This window comes from uncultured Cardiobacterium sp. (assembly GCF_938028825.1).
Lineage (GTDB): Bacteria > Pseudomonadota > Gammaproteobacteria > Cardiobacteriales > Cardiobacteriaceae > Cardiobacterium.
Genome location: NZ_CALIZP010000011.1, coordinates 1 through 22,146, shown reverse-complemented (window position 1 = coordinate 22,146; position 22,146 = coordinate 1). Strand labels below are relative to the sequence as shown.

Sequence of the window (22,146 nt, the reverse complement as noted above, 5' to 3'; positions counted from 1 at the left end):
GCTAGAAGGACAGGCCGGTTACCGCTGCAATTTGTCCGCCATACATGAAAGTGAGCCAGCCGGCGATGGCCAGATAAGGGCCGAAGGCCATTGGAACGCTACGACCAATGCGGTTGATAATGGCAAAGATCAGGCCGGTCAATGCCGAGAAGAACAGGATGAATGGCAACATGGCAATCCCCTGCCAGGCACAAAGCAGCGCTAGCAGTTTGAAATCCCCATACCCCATGCCTTCCTTGCCGGTCATCAGGCGGAATACCCAATACACCGACCACAGCGAAAGATAGCCAACCATGGCGCCCACCACACTGGTATGCAGGCTGACAAAAAGACCGCCATGAATGCAGGCCGCTAGGATACCGAGCCACATAAACGGCAGGGTCATCACATCCGGCAGCAGCTGTTTTTCCGCATCAATAAAAATCATGGCGAGCAACGCCCACGTCAGCAGCAAGGCAAAAATCAGTTGCCACGGGTCGGGGTAACGCAACACAACCAGGATGCTCAATACGCCGCACAGCAATTCCACCAATAAATAGCGGATGGAAATTCTTGTGCCACAACCGACGCAGCGCCCGCGTTGCAAGAGATAACTGACAATGGGGATATTCTGCCAAAAACGGATATGTGCACCGCAATTCGGACAATGCGATCCCGGCAACATCAGGTTAAATGTTTCCGTTGTCTGATAGGGATTCTTGTCTTCGCCTTCCGCTTCACCATGCAGGATTTCCCAGGCGTACATTTTCTCTTCGTGCTCCATCATGACGGGCAGGCGATAGATCACGACGTTGAGAAAACTCCCCACCATTAAACCCCAAACGCCGATCAGCGCAATGCCGAAAAGCGTCTGGAAAAAAGCAGCGTCCAAAGACAGCATTAGAACAATTGACCCAAATTGAAGATTGGCAGGTACATGGCAATAATCAGGCCACCGATAACAACCGCCATGAAGGCCATAATTGCCGGCTCAATCATGGCGGTCAGGTTATCAATACGCCAGTCCAGCTCTTCTTCATAATACGTCGCCACCCGACCCAGCATTTCACCCAAGTTACCGGATTCTTCACCGATCGCAGTCATTTGCACGGCAATTGTCGGGAACAAACCGGTATTTTTCATAGCAAAGCTCATTTGCTGGCCATTTTGCACATCATCACGAATTTCATAAACGGCTCTTTCAAAGAGGACGCTGCCGGTTGCCGGCGCTGTTGCCTGCAAACCACGCATTAATGGTACACCGGCATTAAACAAGGTGGACATGGTACGGGCGAAACGGGCGTTGGCACCGCATTTCAAGATGCCGCCAATAATGGGGGTCTTGAACATGACAATATTGGTTTTTTCTTGCAAGTTTTTATTACGTCGTTTGATATAGAAGAACAGATAACCGAAGAAGATAAAGGCAATAAAGAAATAAATTCCTTTTTGCACCATAAAGTTGGACATTCCCACAACCATTTGTGTCAATCCCGGTAATTCGCCGCCGTTGGCTGTAAAGAACTGGGCAAATACAGGCACCACTTTAATTAACAAAATTGCCGTTACCACAATGGCAAAAAGCATCACGATCGCCGGGTAGGTTAGTGCTTTCTTCACCTTTTTCTTGGTGGCTTCTCCTTTTTCCAAGTTCAGGGCAATATTGTCCATGGTAGATTCCAGCATACCAGCATCTTCACCGGCAGCAATCAGGCTGGTATAGAGATCATCAAATTGCAGGGGATGTGCCCGCATGGCTTCGGCCAGTGTTGCGCCGTTTTGAATACGTTCGTAAAGATCGAACACCATCTCGCGCATGGCAAGCGGTTTTTCGATACTTTCACCAACCAAATCCAAAGCACGTAAAACCGGCATCCCTGCCCGTAGCATGGTTGCCATTTGCCGGGTGAAAAACAGAATATCTTTACTCCTGATTTTCCCTTTTGACTCAAAAAGGGGTTTCGGTTTCTCTTTAACCGAGACATTGACCAATCCTTGCTTGGCGAGGAAAGCCTTTAATACCGCATCATTCTTGGCATCATTTTCCCCGGAAATTTCTTTTCCCAGTTTGTTTCTGCCTTTCCATTGATAGGTTTTCAGTTCTTTTTTCGTTTCCATGGTGACTCCTAACTAGTTAGTCTGTGGTGACGCGTAATACTTCTTCGATACTGGTAAGCCCCTGGCGTACTTTGTTGAGTGCCGATTGGCGCAAGTCCCAGTATCCTTCCTTCTGGCATTGTTCGGCGATATCTGCTGCGGATGCATTATGCAGGATCATTTCCGATAGTGGCTCTGAGATGGGAACGACTTGATAAATCCCTGCTCGTCCGCGATATCCCTGATAACTGCAACGTTCACAGCCTTTGGGCGCATAAATGCGCAAATCATCGATTTCGTCTTCGGCGAATCCCAGGGCGACCAATTCATCATGACTGTGACGACGATCACGCACTTTGCAGTTGCCGCACAAACGCCGCGTCAGGCGCTGCGCCATAATCAGGTTGACACTCGCGGCGATGTTATAGGAAGGAATACCGATATTGACGAGACGGGCGATGGTTTGCGGCACGTCGTTGGTGTGCAGGGTGGATAGCACCAAGTGTCCCGTCTGTGCTGCCTTGACGGCAATCTCCCCCGTCACGATATCCCGGATTTCCCCTACCATGATGATGTCGGGATCCTGCCGCAGAAAGGCTTTGAGCGCGGCAGCAAAATCGAGCCCCGTCTTGGTATTGACGTTGACCTGATTGATCCCGGGCAGGTTGATTTCTACCGGGTCTTCCGCTGTGGAGATGTTGACCGTCGGCTTGTTCAGAATGGATAGTCCCGTATAAAGGGAAACCGTTTTACCGGAACCCGTCGGACCGGTAACCAGCACCAATCCTTGCGGCTTGCTGATGGCATCCAGATAATGCTGTTTCTGATCCGGCTCAAAACCTAAAACATCAATATTCAGTTTTGCAGCCGAGCTATCCAAAATACGCAATACAATTTTTTCTCCCCACAGGGTGGGAAGCGAGCTGACCCGGAAGTCAATCGCTTTGGTATCGGAAACCTGCAATTTTATCCGCCCGTCCTGCGGCACCCGCTTTTCGGCAATATCCAGACTGGCCATAACTTTCAGGCGGGCAGTAATCCGGTTGGCAATATTCGGTGGTGGTGCGGCGACTTCCTGTAACACACCATCCCGGCGGAAACGTACCCGATAGCTGGTTTCATAAGGTTCAAAATGAAGGTCTGATGCCCCGGTACGGATGGCATCCAGCAACATGCCGGAGACGAAACGAACAACAGGCGCTTCTTCTTCCGTACCGGGCATCCCTGCCAATGCCTCGCTGATGGCATTGATATTTTGTTCCTGGTTTTCGTCATCCTCAAAGATTTCTTCCATCCCCCCCACACCGGCATAATGGTCTTCGATCAGTGCTTCGATGACCCCCATATCGGCAATAATGGGTTCTACGGAAGTGAATTTTCCCTGATACTTGAATTCATCCAGCATCATGTGGTTGGATGGATCGAAAGTTGCAACGAACAAGCGTCCGCCTGCGGCATAAAAGGGCAAAGCCATGTGCTTGCGCACTATGGTCTCTTTGAATTGAGCCGTCAGTTCCCGACGAATATCCATTTCCCGCAACATCACATAGGGAAGGTTATAGACTTCCCGATTAATCTGTGACAGCCGCGAGCCATCCAGCAGTCCATCGCTTAATAATTGTTGCAGGAAATTGCCGCGTTTCTTCTGCACACTGATCTGTACTTCCCTGATTTGTTCGGGGGTACAGATTTTGTGCTGCACCATATAACTGATTAGAGGATCATAATCGCTCATGCCATAACCTTCCTGTTGTTATCTGCGAATGTTTCGAGAAAATTGCCCAACATTTGATGCCCGCACTCTGTCATAAAGGATTCCGGGTGGAACTGCACCCCTTCCATCATGAGTGTCGGATGGCGCATTCCCATCACGACTTGCTGTTCACCATCGAATGACCAGGCAGTCATTGTGAAGCCTTGCGGTAATTGCCGGGGCGGCACTGCCAGTGAATGGTAACGCACGACTTGTACGGGGTTGGGCAGATTACGGAAGACACCCTCTCCCTTGTGAAAGACGGTCGAGGTTTTACCGTGCATCACCATCGGCGCGCAGGTCACCATTCCGCCAAACACGTATCCCATACATTGGTGCCCCAAGCATACGCCAAGTATCGGCACCTTCCCTGCAAAAGCCCGGATGATGGCATTAGCCCCTTCTGCTTCTGCCGGCGAGCAGGGTCCCGGGCCGATGACGATGTAATCGGGCGACAGAGCGCGTGCTTGTTCGGGGGTGATTTCATCATTACGATAGACGACTACCTCCTGCCCCAGTTCTGCGAAGTACTGAACGAGGTTATAGGTGAACGAATCGTAATTATCAATCATCAGAAGCACAACAAAATCCTGCCTTATCTAAACAAATTGCAATTATAGCACCATCTTTTGCATCAATGATACATATCGAACAGGAGCCCGCCTTCGTCCTGCACCGCCGCCCCTATAAAGAAAATCATTATTTGATTGATGTATTTAGCGCACATTACGGCTGCTTTCGTGCCAGCGTGCGTATCCCGCAGCAACGCGCTTACCGCCAGACCGATGTCTATGCACCTTTCCGCTTGCTGACCGTGTCGGGGCAGCGTAAAGGGGATCTCGCAAGTTTGTGGCAGGCGGAAATTCAGGGCGATTTTGTGCCGCCGGTTGGTCAGTCGTTATTGAATGCCCACTATTTGAACGAACTTCTTCTGGGGTTATTACCGCCGGATGATCCCGCGCCACACCTGTTTTATCAATACGCGCAAGCCCTGCAATCCCCGGATGCCGCTGCGTTGCGCCGCTTCGAATATGCCTTGCTGATGCACTTGGGATTACTGCCGGAGTTGCAGGGTCATGCGGATTACTATTACCTGGACAGCAGCGGCGACACGGCGGTACTGCGTGCTGCTGTACGGGGCTATCGCCGTGAGGTTTTGCAGGAATTGTTGCAGGGCAACCCCGACTGGTCCCACCCGGATGTACGGTATTTATTACAGCAACTCGTGCATCTTTACAGCCAGCGGCGCGCCAATACTCGCAAAACCACCGTTGCGCTAAAACGGCTGCTGCAAAGGTAAGCGCTGAAAAATCTCTTGCCTTTTGCCAAACCTCAGGGGCGATCAATCATGACCGATTTGCGGAAGCGGGCTGATACTGCCGTCGCCGCCGATCTGCGGAATCGGGCTGTCACCGGCATCGCCGATCAGGCCGGTTTTGACATAGAGCGCCAGTTTGCCGCGACTGTCGCTGATGTCGAGGTTGCGCATGGTGAGCTGACCGATACGGTCGGCAGGCGTGAAGGCGGCGTTTTCCACTTTTTCCATGGAGAGCCGTTCCGGCGCGTAGGTAAGGTTCGGCGATTCCGTATTGAGAATGGAATAGTCGTTGCCGCGCCGCAGTTCAAGGACGACTTCACCGCTCACTACTTTTGCCACCCAGCGTTGCGCGGTTTCGCGCAGCATCAGCGCCTGCGGGTCAAACCAACGCCCCTGGTAAAGCAGGCGGCCGAGACGGATGCCGTTGATGCGGTATTGCTCGATGGTGTCTTCGTTGTGGATGCCCGTCACGAGGCGTTCGTAGGCGATGTGCAAGAGGGCCATGCCGGGCGCTTCGTAGATGCCGCGTGATTTGGCCTCGATGATGCGGTTTTCAATCTGGTCGCTCATGCCGAGGCCGTGCCGCCCGCCGATGCGGTTCGCTTCCAGCATCAGCTCGACGGGGTCGTTGTATTCGCGTCCGTTCAGGGCAACCGGCACACCTTCGGCGTAACGGATGCGTACTTCTTCCGGGGCGATAATCGTGTCCTGCCGCCAGAATGCGGTGCCCATGATGGGCTCAACGATGCGGATGCCGCTGTTCAGGTATTCGAGATCTTTTGCTTCGTGGGTGGCGCCGAGCAGGTTGGAATCGGTGGAGTAAGCCTTTTCCGCGCTCATCTTGTAGTTGAAACCGTTGGCGTTCAGGAACTGCGACATTTCCGCGCGGCCGCCGAGTTCATCGATAAAAGCCTGATCCAGCCACGGTTTGTAGATTTTCAGGTGAGGATTGGTCAAGAGACCGTAGCGGTAGAAACGCTCGATGTCGTTCCCTTTATAAGTACTGCCGTCGCCCCAAATGTTGACGCCGTCTTCCTGCATGGCGGCAACCAGCATGGTGCCGGTCACGGCGCGGCCAAGCGGGGTGGTGTTGTAATAGATGTAACCGGCGGTTGTCACGTGAAAAGCGCCGCACTGGATGGCGGCGATGCCTTCGCGCACAAGCTGGCTGCGGCAGTCCACCAGCCGCGCCTGTTCCGCACCGTAGGCGAGGGCTTTTTGCGGAATGGCGTCGTAGTCGCTTTCATCGGGCTGACCGAGATTGGCGGTGTAGGCATAGGGGCGCGCGCCTTTCTGTTTCATCCACAGCAGGGCGGCGGAGGTATCCAGCCCGCCGGAGAAGGCGATGCCGACTTTTTCGCCGACGGGCAGGTGTTGCAGGATGGTTGCTTGGCTCATGACGGTTTCCGGTTAATGTGCAAAGCGTGCATTCTAGCACTCTGATGACAGGGCGGTAACGCTACCGCCATCTCTCGCTATAATGTCTGTTTTATTTAGGGAATATCACCATGCACGAGAAGATTCTGGTCATTTTTTCCGGCGGGCAGGACTCGACAACCTGTCTGCTGCAAGCGGTTGCGGATATTGGTGCGGCGCAGGTCGAGGCGATAACGTTCAGCTACGGGCAGCGCCATGCCATCGAGCTGGAATGCGCGCACCGGATCGCCGCTGACCTGGGCGTGCGGCAAACCGTGCTGGATATTCCCCAGTTGCAGACTGTGACCCACAACGCCTTGATGGATGAAACGGCGGCGATAACGCAAGGTGATGACGGTCTGCCGACGACCTTCGTGGCCGGACGCAACGCGCTTTTCCTGCTCTATGCGGCGATTTACGCCAAAGGGCGCGGCATCCGCCGCATCATCATCGGCGTGTCGGAAGCGGATTTTTCCGGCTACCCCGATTGCCGCGATGTCTTCATCAAATCCATGAACGTCAGCCTCAACCTGGCGATGGCCTGCGATTTCCGCATCGAAACGCCGCTGATGTTCCTCACCAAAGCCGAGGTCTGGGCACTGGCTGATCGACTGGGGCGGCTGGATTACGTACGCGAATACAGCCACAGCTGCTATCGCGGCGTGCGTGGCGGCTGCGGCGAATGCCCGGCTTGCGCATTGCGCGAGCGCGGCTGGCGTGAATATATGGCGCTGCGCGGGCGGACATAAAAAAGCAGGCGACGTATCGCTACGCCGCCTGCCCCGGAGAAATTCAGTTAACCGGACAGCGTGCCGGGATATAGGTCTCCGGCAAATCGGTGTGACAGCGCCAATCCATGCCGGAATTGGGAATCTGGTACAACTCGAAAATCATGCTGCTTCCCTGCAACCCGCTGTAAGCATCCTGATTAAACGTCAGCTTGATGGCATTGTCCGCTTCCACCCCGATGTGGTAATACGCACCATCGTTGGAATAGGTAGAAGGGAAGACTTTGTTGCTGCGGATAAGATTCATGACCTCCTGCCCCGCATTGCTCAATGCCACATAGGCCTCTTCCGCCTGCTGTTTGGCGCGATAATCGTCATAAAACGGCTTGGCGGAGAAATAACCGATGGCCAAGGCAAGCGCCAGCATGCCGAGAAACACCATGGAACGCCCGCCAGAGAGCAAGCGATCACGCGAGGCCAAGCCCTTCTCCCAATCTTCCAGCTCGCTGGCCATCTGGTTGTAGCGCGCTTTTTGCGCATTGCGCAATGCTTCTTCGGAGCTGTATTCCTTGCCGGTAACATCAACAAACGTCTGCTTTTTCGGTTCCTCCTGCAAGCGGATGGCGACGTAATAATCACCGCGCAGACCGGGAGACAGGCCAAGTTTGTCGTCATAAGCGCCGCGTTTTTGCGGATCGCTCAGGGTTTCCTCGATCGTATTGAGCGTCGCGGTGTAGTTGCCGGCACTATCCTTTTTGCGCAACGCACTGATGGCGCTACGGATTTCCGGCACCCCAGCGGTGCTGGGGACACCCAGGATACGGTAATAATTGTGTGTCGCAGCCATAAAAACATCCTTAAAAAATTACGGCGAAAACCCTTGTGTAAAGGGGGTTGACGCTCCTTGTGAGCCACGGGTAGGCGTGTGAAATGTTAAATTGTCGTGTCTAAATTGTAATAATCCGGCCCGTAAAAAGCAAAGAAATTTTACCTTTATTTAATCCGGGCACTCGCCTGCCGCGTCATTCACGCGTTCCGCATCACGCAGCACGTCCAGTGCGACACGCCCTTCCACCTGTGCGCCGCAACCGTCGGCACTGGCAGATAACGTGCTGCATGACATCACAAAGTCAAACCCTTCCAATTCGGGCTGATGCTGCGGCTGCCCATAGCAGCCATGGTTCTGCGCCCCGGCGGCGGCAATTGACGCGTTGAATACCCTGGCAAAACGTTCACGCAGCGCGCCGTTTGCCTGTGCGCGGAAGCCTGCGGCAGGCAGCAGCGCCTGCACATCCGGCGGCAGCAGCACCGCCACCTTGTCGCCCCGGCCGAAATACCAGAAACGGCGGCTGAGCAGCACATTGCGCCCTAACTCAATATCACGGGCAAAGTCGCTTTCACCATGCCCCGACCACGACGGCAGCGGGAAACGGCTTGCGGGCGGCCACAGCGCATCGGCGGCATCCAGCACATTGTGCGGCACGCGGTTGCGCCATGCGGCGCGCGTTTTCGCCGCATACGCCGGCCACGGCAGCACCTCATCGACCACAAAAACAAACACCACCCGCACCTGTCCCGCATCCGCCGCGAGGCCGAGCAGCACATCATCCGGACGTGCCTGCGCCCGCACCAGCGGCTGGGCGAGGGCAAACGACGCCAGACCGTCCTTCACAAACGGCGCGACGCCGCCATCAAAAAACACCGGGAAACTGAACAACCGCGCGGGTACAGCCAGAACGCTCATAAACACCTCGGAAAAGAAAACCGGGCCGCATTCTACGCGCCGCCTGCGGAAAAAGCCCGTACAATGCCCGCCAAACCACAGCCAAAAACACCAATATGGACACCGCCGAAAGCCTGCGCCACTATCTCGAAACCCTCGCCGCCCGCAGCCTCAGTAGCGCGCTCAATCCGGGCGCGAGCGAGGCCGACCTGAAAAACTTCGAAAGCGAGCACGGCATCCGCCTGCCGGACAGCCTTGCCGGCATCTACCGTGCCTTCAACGGGCAAATCCACGACCTCATCCCGCCGGGCGAACCGCGCTGGCTGGCGCTGGACGAAATCTACGGCAAACAGCAAGAATGGCGCGAATTCTGCGAAACCTACTACGGCAAACACTGGCCAAGCGTGCGCCTGCCGCATATCGACGCCGAGGGGCTGGCCAAAAACACCCTTTACAACCCCTTCTGGCTGCCCTTCATGGCCGACAATGAAGGCTTCTACTGCGTCGATTTCGACCCGGACACGAACGGCAACAGCGGCCAGATCATCTACACCAAAATCAATACCGACCCCGCCACCAGCGACATCATCCACCTTGACGACAGCTTCGCGCTGTGGTTCGACAGCCACGCCCACGCCCTCGGTGCCAGCCATCACACCGTCGGCCTTGCCACCCTCCTCGACGAATATCTCACCTGCCAGCGCGCCAACCCCGCCCTGCCGCTCAACCCGCCCGCCAACCCGAACGACATCCGCATCACCGAACACATCAACGGCATCCATTTCCCCGACAACCTCAAAAAAATCTGGGCGGCTTACAACGGCTACAAACACCCCACCGCCGACAACCGCGAATACTGGATCGGCCACGACGCCATCGCCGCCGCGCAGACCGCCTGGCGCGACAGACTCGCCGCCCGCTTCGGCGCCGACCCCGCCACCCTCACGCGCCCCGATGCCGACGCCGGCAACCAGGCCCAGCCCTACTACTACCACCCCATGTGGCTGCCCGTTTACCAAATGGGCGACATCATCATCGCCCTCGACTACGCGCCGGGCGAAGACGGCAGCAGCGGCCAGCCGCTCGTCATATACAGCGGCGAAGACTACGAAATCCTCACCGACTACGAAAGCTTCGACGAATGGCTCTACACCTTCCTCAGCTACACCCTCTACCCCGAAGAAAACGACGACCCGCCGCCCGTCTCCGCCGCCAACCACAGCTACCGCCAGGAAATGCGCGCGCACATCGAGCGGCACTTCGGCCCCATCGCCGCCACCTTCAAGCGGGAAGAAAGCGCGAGCACCATCGACCTGCTCTGGCTGCCGCCCGACAACGACCACCCCTACCAGACGCTCATCACCAGCGGCCTCTCCGACCACCCGATGGACGTGCCGGACGATGCCGACCGCGCCCGGCGCGAACGCATCGAACTGATGATCATGCTGCCGCTCAAATGGCAATTCAGCCCGCAAAACCTGCACAGCGAACAGGGCTACTGGCCCATCGTCTGGCTGTCGATGCTGGCGGACTACGCGCAAAGCAAGGGCAACTGGATCGGCATCGGCAACCTCTTCCCGAACGGCAACCCGATGACGCCGATTGCCGGCACCCCGTTCAGCGGCGTCACCATCCTGCCGCCCTTTATCGGCCACCCGCAGGAATCCGGCACCTACCGCAGCAAAGACGGCACCCGCATCAACATCTACTGCCTGATGCCGCTCTACGCCGGCGAAATCGAACTGCTCAACCGCGAAGGGCTGGAAGCCCTGCTTGCCCGCTTCGATGCCTGCCACATCACCAGCGAAGTCGCCGATCCGGCGCGGCCGGACAGCAGCCGCTGAAACAAACGCCCCGCGCTGCCGGGGCGTTTTGCATTCCCGCCGACAATGCAAAAACAGCACCCTGTTTGCAGGCAACCCGCATGAACGATTCCTCCGTCGCCGCATGGAAATACCCATCCAACCGCCTGTTTGCAACGACGATACATGCGCAGGGCGGGCCTTATCACGGCGGTTGACGCCGCCCGGCCAAGACAGCTCTATCTCTTGGGCGGCATCATTCAACCGGCAAACAGGCGCGCAGCGGTCTCAATATGTTGCGCCAGCGCCGCGATGCAGGGGCGGAAACGCGGGCTGAAGCGCGGTTCGGCGGCGAGGCGGCTCAGGTAGTTGCGCGCGAGCGGCAGCATTTCCCGCCGGATGGCGGGCGCGATGTCGCCGGGGCGCGGTTGCAGCGGCGGCAATGTATCGCGCAGGCCGCCGCCACGCTTTGGGGCGAAGGCCATCGGCGTCATGTCGTAAGCGGGGGCAATGCCGTAAGGGCGATGGGTACCGAGGAAGGACAGGTTGCCCTTGTGCATGTCGCTGTTGCCGATCAGTGCGCCGAAAGCCCACAGGCGGGCGGCGGCGTCGGCGGCTTCCCCACTGATGCGTTGCTCACGCGCGAGCCGGCGGGTAATGACCGGCCAACCGGCAGGCGCTTGCCCGGCGAATGCGGCGTCCAGCGTGGTCAGGCTGAACAGCCCCAGGCGGCCGCGCGCACCGACGCGGTCGAAACGCTGCACTTCGAGGAAACGCTGCCCGCCGTGATCGAGAATGGCCGTTTGTGCGACGGCAATGCCGGCGGCGGCGAGTGTTTGCAGGGCGAGGTGTTCGGCGAGTAGCAGGTCGCGCCAGCGTTCGCTCACCGCGCTGTCCAGCAGTTCGCTGAATTTGACGATGACGTGCCGCGCGCCGGCATCGGTTTCGGCATAAGCGGTGAATTTCGCCTGCTCCCCGGCGGCGGATGCACCGGGCACATCGCCGCTTGCCGCCCGTGCTGCCAGCTCCGCGTAGGCGGCGGCGCGCGCGGCATACGGGATGGGCTGCGCGAATGTCGCCTGATAGCGTTGCCGCATGGCATCACCGAGCAGCAGGTTGCCGCTCAGGTCATCACCCGCCTGCATCAGGGCGCGCAGGATGTGGCTGTCCTGCCAGTCTGCGAGACGCGGCGGCAGGTCAAGCGCATCGCTGTGTTGCTGTACCCACGCCCGCCCCAGATAACCTTGCGGGCGCATATCGTTCAGCCACCACGGCAGACCGTCGCTGTACACGTTGCCTTGCGCCTGCTGCATGACGTAGCCGCCGCCGGCAACGGGTGCCAACTGTCCCAGCCGCTGCACTTCGCCCGCTTCATCGATGCGGTACACGGGCATATCCTCACCGCCGCGCCGCGCATAGCGAGTCGCCCGCCCCCTGCCGATTTTGATGACCTCATCCGCCATGCGGCGCAGGGTGCGTGACAGGGTGGCGGCGCTGATGCCGCCCGCCACCAGCCGCAGTTCGGCAGCAGTGGCGATGCCCCGGCTGAGGCGGCGATAGATGTGGCTGGCAGGAGTATTCATGACGCAGGCGGAATAAGGAAGAAGCCGGGATTGTTGCCGCTTGCCGCCGCGCTGTCAAACGCCAGCCGCCCATCACCGCGCACAAAAAAAACGGCGCCGCAGCGCCGTTTTTGCTTCATGACAGGCGTCAGTCGTCCAGCACGGGTGCCGCGCCGCTCAGGGCTTTGGCATGATCCGGCTTGAAGGCGGCGAAGAACCACACGGTGAAGACGGCGGCGACAATCGCGCCGCAGGTCATCGAGGCTTCCCACACGCTATTGCCGAGGCCGATCTTCGCCCACACCCAGCCGAAGCCGATGACCGGGTTGAAGAAGAGGTAGCAGGCGCAGATTTGCGTCATCACAATCGCCGGGATGGTGCAGACCCAGTGCAGCTTGCCATGACGGTAGAGATACGCCGCCGCCGTCCACAGCATGATGGTGGCAACGGTCTGGTTCGCCCAGCTGAAATAGCGCCACAGCACGTCGAAGTTGATGTTGGTCAGCGCGATGCCGATAACGAAGAGCGGGATGGTGATGTAGAGCCGTTTCACCAGTTGCCGCTGGTCCGCGTTCACGCCGTGGTCGTTCAAAAATTCGGCGAGTTGCAGGCGGGCAGCGCGGAAGGCGGTGTCGCCGGAGGTAATCGGCAGCACAACCACGCCAAGCACGGCCAGCATCCCGCCCAGTTTGCCGAGCATGGCCACGGCGGAATCATAAACGACCGGTGCGGGCGATTTCGCCGTGGCGGCCAGCAGCGCCTGCATTTCCGGATAGAAGCTGATGCCGACCATGCACCAGATGAGCGCAATCACGCCTTCGGTGATCATCGCGCCGTAGAAAATGAAGCGGGCTTCGCGTTCGTTTTCGGTGCAGCGCGCCATCATCGGTGTTTGCGTGGCGTGGAAGCCGGAAATCGCGCCGCAGGTGATGGTGACGAAAATCAGCGGCCAGATGGGCATGGTATAGGCTGCCGTCACCCCGATTTTGTTGAGATGGTTCAGGTCGAGGTATTGGTGCAGGTACACGATGAAGTCGCCGCCGCAGAGGTAAAGCAACGGTTGGAACTTGGCGATCGGGTTGGCCGGCGGGTAGAAGTTATGGAAGAAGTCGCTGAGGGAGACGCCGTCTTGCAGGCCGACGGTGCGGAAGGCGGGGATGCCTTCAAAGATCAGGCCGAAAAGCATGCCGGCGGTCATGAACATCAGGAGCGCGCCGAAGATGGGGTAGATACGGCCGATGATTTTGTCGATGGGCAAAAGCGTCGCGATGATGTAGTAGGCGAAGATGATGCAGACCCAGATCAGCGTCAGCGTGTCGGTGCTGACCCCGGTCGCGGATTCCGAGACCGAGCCGACGGCAGCTCCGGCGCCCGCACCGCTGTTGAGCACGGTTTCGGTGAGGCGGGTGAGCAGGTCTGCCGGGGTGCGGACAAAGACGACGCCGACCAGCACCAGCAGGATGAGGGCAAGGGCGTTGATGATGTGCTTCATCGGGCGACCGATGTAGCGGCCGGACATCGTCGGGATGGACGCGCCGCCGTTACGCAGCGAAATCATGCCGCAGAAATAATCATGCACCGCGCCGGCGAAGATGCAGCCGACGACGATCCACAGCATCGCCACAGGCCCCCAGATGGCGCCGAGGATGGGCCCGAAAATCGGGCCGGTGCCGGCGATGTTGAGCACCTGAATCAGCCACACTTTCCAGCGCGGCAGCGGCACATAATCCACGCTGTCGCTCATCGTGTAGGCGGGCGTCTGCCGCTGCGGCTTGATGACGAAGATTTTCTCCATCAGGCTGCCGTAGAAGAAATAGCCCGCAAGCAAGAGGGCTACGCAAACAAAGAAAATAACCATAATGTCTCCTCTAATGAAGCAAAAATGACGGCCGCCGTCAGACCTCGCGCGACTCCTGCCGGTTCTGCGCGGCATGGCGCGCGGTTTCGTCATTGCGTTTTTCAAACCCGCCCCATTGCAGCGGCGGATCCTCTTTCACCAGCGGTACGCAGCGCCGGCACGCGCCGGGTTGGGACAAGCCCGACTCGTCGCAGAACTCGGTGTACTCGCGCCACAACCATTTGAACAGGTTTTCACCTTCTTTCCGCATGGATTGATTACCTCAGTGTGAATTCGCGCACATTATAGCGCCGCCTTGCACGGCGGGTGAGGTGCAGGCGGCAGAAAAACAGGGCGGTGCCGGCCCGTTTCCACAGGAATCAACAGTTGTGCCGGAACAAAAAGCGAACCGTCGCACAGAATCGCAAACAGTACCCTGCTGCGGCTTTTTGCCCTTCCGTCATTATCTTTTTTGTGTTCTTTCTCAACTCAAACTGGCGTACATCACCGCCTTGATGGTGTGCATGCGGTTTTCCGCCTGTTCAAAGGCGATATTCATCGGCGATTCAAATACGTCTTCCGTGACTTCAATACCGTTTTTCAGTTCCGGATATTTGGCGGCAATTTCTTTGCCGACTTTGGTTTCGCTGTTGTGGAAGGCGGGCAGGCAGTGCATGAATTTCACTTTCGGGTTGCCGCTGCGTTTCATCAATGCCGGGGTAACCTGATAGGGCAGGAGAATCTTGATGCGTTCGCCCCAGCTTTCCAGCGGTTCGCCCATCGATACCCAGACATCGGTATGGACGAAATCGACATCTTTCAGCGCTTTGTCAATGTCATCGGTCACGGTGATGCGCGCGCCGCTTTCTTTGGCAAAGCCTGCGCACATTTGCACCAGTTTTTCTTCCGGCAATAAGGCTTTCGGCCCGCAGATACGTACATCCATGCCGAGTTTGGCGCCAATCAGCAATAAGGAATTGCCCATGTTGTTGCGGGCGTCGCCGATATAGACATATTTGATTTCATGCAGCGGTTTATCGCTGTGTTCCATCATGGTGAGGACGTCGGCGAGCATTTGCGTCGGGTGGAATTCATCGGTGAGGCCGTTAAAGACCGGCACTCCGGCGTATTCGGCCAATTCTTCCACGATGCTTTGGCTGAAGCCGCGATATTCGATGGCATCATACATTCTGCCCAATACCCGTGCGGTATCCTTCATGCTTTCCTTGTGCCCGATTTGTGAAGAGCCGGGGCCAATATAGGTAACATTCGCGCCCTGGTCATGCGCGGCGACTTCAAAGGCACAGCGGGTGCGGGTGGAGGTTTTTTCAAAGATCAGCGCAATGTTTTTGCCTTTGAGTTTTTGTTGTTCGGTGCCGTAATATTTCGCCTGCTTCAAATCGCGGGCCAAATCGAGCAGATAGCGGATTTCCCGTTCGCTGTGATGCACGAGGCTGAGCAGGTGGCGGTTTTTGAGGTTGAAGGCCATGATTTTTCTCCCGATTGTTGATAAAACATGAAAGACGGATTTTGCTAAAACTCCCTGTTCTTTCGCGGTGCATCATAGAAAAATATGTTTGAAACTTTGCGCTTATTTTTGCCGCCTCCCGGCGGGGCCTTGCAATTTTATGCGGCGTTTCCCGGCAAAAACCACACCGGATTTCACATGAAGCAGAAAAGCATCATCAGTTTTCCGCAAACAAGCACCCGATAACCCCCGCATCCTCACGAAAAACCCCCGCCGTCAACAGCCGCCACGTGCCGCCGCTTCCCCCACCCAAGCCCTTATAATGCCGCCGGTTAACCCCCACCTGTCATCATCATGAAAAGCTCCCTGCACAAAAGCCTGCAACACTGGGGCAGCCCCGCCGGTTTTGAGCGCCTGAGCGGGCGCATCCTGCCGTGGCTGACGCCGCTCGCTTGGACACTGCTGGCCGTCGGCGTCGTCTGGGGTCTCGCCTTCGCCCCGCCGGATTATCTGCAAAAGAACAGTTTCCGCATCATCTATATCCATGTCCCCGCCGCGATGCTCTCCATCAGCATCTACGTTTTCCTCGCCGCCGCCTCGCTGGTGCATTTCGTCTGGCGCAGCCGCCTTGCTGCCTGGCTGGCGCGCGCCGCCGCGCCGTATGGCGCGCTGATGACGGCGCTAGCACTCGCGACGGGTGCGATTTGGGGCAAACCAACCTGGGGGACGTATTGGACCTGGGACGCCCGCCTCACCTCCGAGCTCATCCTGCTTTTCCTCTATCTCGCTTACCTGCTGTTGCAGGCGAGCATTGAGGAACGCGACCAGGCCGACCGCCTCGCCGCCATCCTCGCCATTGTCGGCGTCATCAATATCCCCATCATTCATTACTCGGTGGTGTGGTGGAATTCGCTGCATCAGGGCGCGACGCTCTTCCGCGCCGACGGCCCCAGTATCGACGGCACCATGCTGCGCCCGCTCATCATCACGCTACTCGCCTTCTACGCCCTTTTTGCTGACTACCTCATCCGTGCCGTTGACAATCTGATTCTTGAACACCGCATCCGCCGCCAACTGGAAACCTGACATGACCTTCGCCAGCCTCAGTGAATTTCTGCGCATGGGCGCGCACGGCGCCTACGTCTGGACCGCCTACGGCCTCACTCTCGCCGCCCTCGTCGCCATTCACATATTCACCGCGCGCCGCCGCCGCCGCTTGCAACACACCCTCGATACCCTGAAACAACACGATGACTCCCGCTAGAAAAAAACGCCTCACCCTCATCGGCCTCATCTTCGCTTCCTTCGCCGCCGCCGCCGCCCTTCTGCTCTATGCCATGCAGAACGACCTGAACCACTACTACTCGCTGGAACAAATCGCCGCGCATGCTGCGCCGCTGGAACAACCCGGCATCCGTGTCGGCGGCATGGTGGAAGACAAATCCCTGCAACGCGAGGGCGACAGCCTCACCGTACACTTCCGCATCACCGACTACCGCCACCCGCCGCTTACCGTGCACTACACCGGCATCCTGCCCGACCTTTTCCGTGAGGGACAAGGCGTCATCGCGCGTGGCACCTTGCGCGCCAACGGCGATTTTCAGGCGGATGAAATCCTCGCCAAGCACGACGAAAACTACCTGCCGCCCGAAGTCAAAGCCGACATGGACAAAAGCGGCCACCCGCACCAAAGCCAGCAGACACGACCATGACCATCGCCCTCGGACACTACGCACTGTGGCTGGCGGGCGCGCTTGCCCTCATCCAGGCCGTCATCCCCGCCCTGCTTGCGGACGAACGCCGCGCCTGCGCCATCGCCATGAGCGCTGCCAAAACCCAGGCGGCACTCTTCACCCTCAGCATCGCCGCCCTCGCCTGCGGTTTCCTCGCCAACGATTTCAGCGTGCGCTACATCGCCGCCCACAGCAACAGCCTCCTGCCGTGGTACTACCGCGCGACCGCCGTCTGGGGCGGACACGAAGGCTCGCTGCTGCTCTGGATTACCATCCTCGCCTGGTGGACGGCGGCCTTTGCCGTGCGCAGCCGCGACCTGCCGGACGCCGTGCGCGGCAAAACCCTCGCCATCCTCGGCTACATCAGCGTCGGCTTCACCGGCTTCATCGGCTTCACCTCCAACCCCTTCACCCGCATCTTGCCCGCCCCGTTTGACGGCGCCGACCTCAACCCCTTGCTCCAGGACCCGGGCCTCATCCTCCACCCGCCGCTGCTCTACACCGGCTATGTCGGCTTTGCCGTCGCCTACGCCATCGTCCTCGCCAACCTCTGGCAAGGCCGCCTCGATACCCTCTCCCTGCGCCGCGCCCGCCCGTGGACACTCGCCGCCTGGAGCGCCCTCACCCTCGGCATCGCGCTCGGCAGCTACTGGGCCTACTACGAACTCGGCTGGGGCGGCTGGTGGTTCTGGGACCCCGTCGAAAACGCCTCACTCATGCCGTGGCTCATCGGCGCCGCCCTCATCCACAGCCTCATCGTCAGCGAAAAACGCGGCGGCCTGCGCACCTGGACGGCGCTGCTCGCCATCAGCGCCTTCACCCTCAGCCTCATCGGCACCTTCCTCGTCCGCTCCGGCGTTCTCACCTCCGTGCACGCCTTCGCTGCCGATCCGACCAGAGGCGTGTACATCCTGGCTCTCATCGTTGCCAACACCCTGCCCGCGCTCATCCTCCTCATCCTGCGTGCGCCGCAACTCGCGAGCGACGCCCGCCACGGCCTGCTCGCCCGCGAAACCGGCATCCTCGCCAATAACTGGCTGCTGGCGGGCGCCTGCCTCATCGTCTTCACCGGTACCCTCTACCCGCTACTCGCCGACACCCTGAACCTCGGCAAAATCTCCGTCGGCGCGCCCTACTACAACCGCCTCATCGTGCCGCTGGCACTCGCCAGCCTCATCCTCCTTGCCGTCGGCCCGCTCCTGCGCTGGCAACGCGACCGCGCCCGCCGCCTCCTCCCGCGCCTTGCCATCATGACGACCGCCGCCGCCCTCGCCACCCTCGCTATCTGCCACGCGGCAGACACCTGGCAATGGCGCACCATCGCCGCCGTCACCTGCGCCACCTTTGCCGCGAGCGCCATCCCGCTCGACTACCTTGACCGCCTACGCCACCGCATCCCCGCCAGCCGCCCCTACCACGGCATGCAACTCGCCCACCTCGGCTACATCGTGCTGGCACTCGCCATCACCGCCGCGAACCAGTACAGCATCGAAGAAGACCACAGCATCAAAGAAGGGGCGAGCGTGAACATCGCCGACTACCGCCTCACCCTCATGACGCTCGCCACCGAAAAAGGCCCGAATTACAACGCAACCGTCGGCAAAATCCTCGTACAAAAAAACGACGGCACCCTGCTCACCGTCCTCACCCCCAGCAAACGGCAATACCACATGAGCGCCATGCCGATGACCGAGAGCGCGCGTCTCGTCACGGTAACGCACGACCTCTACGCCGCTTTGGGTGAAGCCATCAATGCCGACACCTGGGCCATCCGCATCCAGTACAAACCCTACATCAGCTGGATCTGGACCGGCGGCCTGCTCATGGCGCTCGGCGCCGTACTGGCGATGGGCGGCAGACGCCCGCCCGCACCGCGACAGCCCATATAGAGGAAACACCATGCACGACATCACCACTGCCTTCGCCCTGCTCAACGCCTGCCACGACGCCCCGCACCTCGCCAAACTGGCGCAAAGCGCACTCGCCTACTATCCGGACGACCCCAATACCGTCCTCATCAAACTGCGCCAGCTCGGCGAAGCCATCCTGCACAACACCGCGCAGCACCACCACATAGAGGCCGACAGCAGCGACAAACAGCGCGACCTGCTCGCCCTCCTGCAATACCGCGAACTCATCCTGCCCGACGACATCGCCGACCACCTGCACGCCCTGCGCCGCCAGGGCAACCGCGCCGCACACGATTACCACGAAGACGCCGCAGACGCCGCCGTCTGCCTGCAACACGCCGCTGCCGTTGCCACCTGGCATTACCACACCTGCTACGCCGCCGAAATCGAAGCCAAAGCGCGGGCGGCAGAAGCCGCTGCCGCAGAAGCAGCGGCACAGGCAGAACGCGCCGCCGAACGCAAAGAACGCCGCGCACAGGCGCGCAGCGAAGAAGCGGCACACATCGCGCGCGCCATCGCACAACAACAACAGCGAACAGCCGCACAGGTGGTGAAAGCAGAAGCTGCTGCCGCCACCAGAGCCGCCCGTCGTGCCGAAAAAGCCGCGTGCAAAGCGGCAAAACAGGCCGAGCATGAACAACTCGCTGCGGCAAGACAGGCAGAAGCCGCCGAACGCCGCCGGCAAAAAGCCGAACGGCAAGCGCACAAAAAAAGGATTGCCGACCTGACCCTCCTGGGTGACCGGCACAAAAAAAACAAAAACCACCGTGCCGCCGCTGCCGCCTACCGCGAAGCGGCGGAAGCGGGCGGCATCCGCGCCATGGCCGAACTTGCCCTGCTGTACATCTACGGGCACGGCGTCGAACAGGATTACGCGGCCGCGCTGGTCTGGAACCAAAAAGCCGCCACACGGCACAACCCGATGGCGCTGACCAATCTGGGACTGGCGTACGAAAAAGGCCTGGGCGTCGCCATCGACGGACAAAAAGCGCTGCACTACTACCGCCGTGCCGCCGCCCTGGGCGAAACCGCTGCGCGACACAACCTCGGCAGCCTCTTCCGCAAAGGCAAAATCGTGCCACAAGACCTGACGCAAGCCCGGCAGTGGTACGAAAAAATAGCCGACCACAGCATCAGCGCCAGCACATGGCTGGGCTGGTTTTACCTCTACGGCAAAGGCGTGCCGAAAAACCCGCACAAAGCCGCGTTCTATTACCGGTGCGCCGCACAAGCCGGTGGCCCGGCGGCCCAAGTCTCCCTCGGCCTCATCCACGGCAGCGGCATTCTTGGCGAAAAAGACTACCGCACCGCCCGCTACTGGCTGGAAAAAGCCGCCGCACAAAACGACAGCGACGCACACGCAGCCCTCGGCGACTACTACCGCTATGGCAAAGGCGTCCCCCCCGATCTCGACAGGGCCATCGCCCACTACCGTGTCGCCGCCCGCCTGGGTAACACCGCCGCCCGGCGGGCACTGGACGACATCAACAAAAAACCGCCCCCCGGCAAAGAACCATGAAAAAACCCCACATCGCCATCCTCCTCCTCGTCGCTTTTGCCGCCCTGATCGCCCTCTTCGCGAGCGGCCTCGGCCATAACCCGCAAGAACTGCCCTCCGTCACCACCGGCAAACCATTACCCGCCTTCGACCTGCCCGCTCTTGACGACAGCCGCCGCTACACCAATGCCGACCTGCCGCAGGATACGCCCTACCTCATCAACATCTGGGGCAGCTGGTGCCCCGCCTGCCGCGTTGAACACCCCTACCTCATCGAACGCTCCGCGCAAATCCCCATCATCGGCGTCAACTGGTCGGCGGATAACAAAAACGAAATCGCCGACGCCACCGCCATGCTGACAACAAGCGGCAACCCCTACCGCCTGAACCTGCGTGACCCGGACGGCACCCTCATCACCGACCTTGGCGTCTATGGCGCCCCTGAAACCTACCTCATCGGCCGCGACGGCACCATCCGCTACCGCCACGCCGGCCCGCTCACCCCGCAAGACTGGGCAACCCATTTCCAGCCGCTGCTCGACTAAACCACACCAGGAGAACCCCCGTGTATAAAACCCTCTGCCTCGCCCTCCTCCTCACCGCAAGCGCCGCCCATGCCCTGACGGCGGAAGAAAGCCAAACCCTGCGCCAGGCCGCCATCACCGCCGGCAAACAGGGGGATGACGCCACCGCCTTCGCCCACTGGCAAACCCTTGCAGAAGCAGGCGATGCCGAAGCCCAACTCACTCTGGGCCTTCTCCACTACCAAGGTGATGGCACCGCGCAGGACAGCGCCCAAGCGCGCGAATGGCTGGGAAAAGCTGCTGCCCAAAACAACACCACCGCCCAATACATGCTCGGCGTCCTCTACCAGCGCGGCGAAGGCGGCGCGCAAGACCACGCCAAAGCGCGCGAGTGGTTTGAAAAAGCTGCCGCGCAAGGCTCACCCGAAGCCCAATACCGCCTTGGCCTCATCTACGAAAGCGGCATAGGTGTCACGCCGGACGACGCCCAAGCCGCCGCCTGGTGGGAAAAAGCCGCCGCCCAAGGCTTTCCCGAAGCCCAATACAACCTCGGTATCTTCTACAAACAGGGGCGGGGTGTCGCACAAAACACCGCCAAAGCACGCGCCTGGTTCGAAAAAGCCGCCGCACAAACCCACGACAAAGAAACCCAGCAGGCTGCACAAAAAGCCTTGCAAAACCTCAACAAGACCGGCGGCAAAAAACCATGAAACGCCTCCTCCCTGCCCTCCTCCTCGCTTGCACCCTGCCGCTCCACGCCGCCCTGAGCGACGCGCCGGAGTTTACCCAGCCGGGCGA

21 protein-coding genes are annotated in these 22,146 nt (G+C 59.2%); 10 read left to right on the top strand and 11 right to left on the bottom strand.

Translation table 11 applies throughout. From position 1 onward, the window contains the following. Window position 1: 1 nt before the first annotated feature. From Q0562_RS01055 to Q0562_RS01040, 4 genes are read right to left on the bottom strand one after another with little or no spacing between them, the layout of a single operon-like run. Window positions 2-880: an A24 family peptidase gene (locus tag Q0562_RS01055; protein ID WP_298639970.1), complete on the bottom strand. Its 879-nt coding sequence runs from the start codon at window positions 878-880 to the stop codon at window positions 2-4. Further along, a complete protein-coding gene (locus Q0562_RS01050) occupies window positions 880-2,097 on the bottom strand; it encodes a type II secretion system F family protein (protein ID WP_298639967.1) in 1,218 nt (405 codons plus the stop codon). Before Q0562_RS01050 ends, Q0562_RS01055 begins: the two co-directional genes overlap by 1 nt. Window positions 2,098-2,113: 16 nt before the next feature. Then, on the bottom strand, window positions 2,114-3,811 hold the full coding sequence (gene pilB, locus Q0562_RS01045; protein ID WP_298639964.1) for a type IV-A pilus assembly ATPase PilB: 1,698 nt from the start codon (window positions 3,809-3,811) through the stop codon (window positions 2,114-2,116). After that, a complete protein-coding gene (locus tag Q0562_RS01040; protein WP_366144666.1) occupies window positions 3,808-4,401 on the bottom strand; it encodes an aminodeoxychorismate/anthranilate synthase component II in 594 nt (197 codons plus the stop codon). The genes pilB and Q0562_RS01040 overlap by 4 nt, the downstream gene beginning before the upstream one ends. A gap of 65 nt (window positions 4,402-4,466) precedes the next feature. On the opposite strand from Q0562_RS01040, the gene Q0562_RS01035 reads away from it, so the two are divergent. Beyond that, complete coding sequence (locus tag Q0562_RS01035) at window positions 4,467-5,129, top strand: recombination protein O N-terminal domain-containing protein (RefSeq protein ID WP_298639958.1); 663 nt, start codon at window positions 4,467-4,469, stop codon at window positions 5,127-5,129. 42 nt (window positions 5,130-5,171) lie between these two features. Here Q0562_RS01035 and argG read toward each other — a convergent pair whose 3' ends face one another. Continuing rightward, a complete protein-coding gene (gene argG / locus Q0562_RS01030) occupies window positions 5,172-6,545 on the bottom strand; it encodes an argininosuccinate synthase (RefSeq protein ID WP_298639955.1) in 1,374 nt (457 codons plus the stop codon). A gap of 110 nt (window positions 6,546-6,655) precedes the next feature. On the opposite strand from argG, the gene queC reads away from it, so the two are divergent. Further along, window positions 6,656-7,312 (top strand): 7-cyano-7-deazaguanine synthase QueC, encoded by a 657-nt coding sequence (gene queC / locus Q0562_RS01025; RefSeq protein WP_298639952.1) that lies wholly within the window; start codon window positions 6,656-6,658, stop codon window positions 7,310-7,312. Window positions 7,313-7,355: 43 nt separating this feature from the next. Here queC and Q0562_RS01020 read toward each other — a convergent pair whose 3' ends face one another. Together Q0562_RS01020 and Q0562_RS01015 are read right to left on the bottom strand one after the other, a co-directional pair. Further along, a complete protein-coding gene (locus Q0562_RS01020; RefSeq protein WP_298639950.1) occupies window positions 7,356-8,138 on the bottom strand; it encodes a pilin in 783 nt (260 codons plus the stop codon). A gap of 150 nt (window positions 8,139-8,288) precedes the next feature. After that, complete coding sequence (locus Q0562_RS01015; RefSeq protein WP_298639947.1) at window positions 8,289-9,035, bottom strand: hypothetical protein; 747 nt, start codon at window positions 9,033-9,035, stop codon at window positions 8,289-8,291. A 95-nt stretch (window positions 9,036-9,130) separates the two neighbouring features. On the opposite strand from Q0562_RS01015, the gene Q0562_RS01010 reads away from it, so the two are divergent. After that, complete coding sequence (locus Q0562_RS01010) at window positions 9,131-10,858, top strand: suppressor of fused domain protein (RefSeq protein ID WP_298639943.1); 1,728 nt, start codon at window positions 9,131-9,133, stop codon at window positions 10,856-10,858. A 218-nt stretch (window positions 10,859-11,076) separates the two neighbouring features. On the opposite strand, the gene yjjJ is transcribed toward Q0562_RS01010, so the two are convergent. The 4 genes from yjjJ to Q0562_RS00990 form a co-directional block, all read right to left on the bottom strand. Beyond that, complete coding sequence (gene yjjJ / locus Q0562_RS01005; protein ID WP_298639941.1) at window positions 11,077-12,399, bottom strand: type II toxin-antitoxin system HipA family toxin YjjJ; 1,323 nt, start codon at window positions 12,397-12,399, stop codon at window positions 11,077-11,079. Window positions 12,400-12,526: 127 nt separating this feature from the next. Then, window positions 12,527-14,236, bottom strand: a complete 1,710-nt coding sequence (locus Q0562_RS01000; RefSeq protein WP_298639938.1) for a carbon starvation protein A — start codon at window positions 14,234-14,236, stop codon at window positions 12,527-12,529. A 37-nt stretch (window positions 14,237-14,273) separates the two neighbouring features. After that, a complete protein-coding gene (locus Q0562_RS00995; protein WP_298639935.1) occupies window positions 14,274-14,486 on the bottom strand; it encodes a DUF5363 domain-containing protein in 213 nt (70 codons plus the stop codon). Between the two features lie 213 nt (window positions 14,487-14,699). After that, window positions 14,700-15,704 (bottom strand): ornithine carbamoyltransferase, encoded by a 1,005-nt coding sequence (locus Q0562_RS00990; protein WP_298639933.1) that lies wholly within the window; start codon window positions 15,702-15,704, stop codon window positions 14,700-14,702. 333 nt (window positions 15,705-16,037) lie between these two features. Here Q0562_RS00990 and ccmC point away from each other — a divergent pair, with 333 nt between their 5' ends. The 7 genes from ccmC to Q0562_RS00955 are packed head-to-tail and all read left to right on the top strand — an operon-like array spanning window position 16,038 to window position 22,058. Further along, the gene (gene ccmC / locus Q0562_RS00985; protein ID WP_298639931.1) at window positions 16,038-16,769 is read left to right on the top strand and encodes a heme ABC transporter permease CcmC; all 732 of its coding nucleotides are present in this window, start codon (window positions 16,038-16,040) and stop codon (window positions 16,767-16,769) included. Between the two features lies 1 nt (window position 16,770). Further along, a complete protein-coding gene (gene ccmD, locus Q0562_RS00980; protein WP_298049730.1) occupies window positions 16,771-16,947 on the top strand; it encodes a heme exporter protein CcmD in 177 nt (58 codons plus the stop codon). Then, on the top strand, window positions 16,934-17,395 hold the full coding sequence (gene ccmE, locus Q0562_RS00975; RefSeq protein WP_298639928.1) for a cytochrome c maturation protein CcmE: 462 nt from the start codon (window positions 16,934-16,936) through the stop codon (window positions 17,393-17,395). Before ccmD ends, ccmE begins: the two co-directional genes overlap by 14 nt. Next, complete coding sequence (locus Q0562_RS00970) at window positions 17,392-19,305, top strand: heme lyase CcmF/NrfE family subunit (RefSeq protein ID WP_298639925.1); 1,914 nt, start codon at window positions 17,392-17,394, stop codon at window positions 19,303-19,305. The genes ccmE and Q0562_RS00970 overlap by 4 nt, the downstream gene beginning before the upstream one ends. Window positions 19,306-19,315: 10 nt before the next feature. Next, on the top strand, window positions 19,316-20,845 hold the full coding sequence (locus Q0562_RS00965) for a DUF4145 domain-containing protein (protein WP_298639922.1): 1,530 nt from the start codon (window positions 19,316-19,318) through the stop codon (window positions 20,843-20,845). After that, window positions 20,842-21,369 (top strand): DsbE family thiol:disulfide interchange protein, encoded by a 528-nt coding sequence (locus Q0562_RS00960; RefSeq protein WP_298639919.1) that lies wholly within the window; start codon window positions 20,842-20,844, stop codon window positions 21,367-21,369. The genes Q0562_RS00965 and Q0562_RS00960 overlap by 4 nt, the downstream gene beginning before the upstream one ends. Before the next feature lie 20 nt (window positions 21,370-21,389). After that, the gene (locus tag Q0562_RS00955; protein WP_298639916.1) at window positions 21,390-22,058 is read left to right on the top strand and encodes a tetratricopeptide repeat protein; all 669 of its coding nucleotides are present in this window, start codon (window positions 21,390-21,392) and stop codon (window positions 22,056-22,058) included. The last annotated feature ends 88 nt before the right edge of the window (window positions 22,059-22,146 follow it).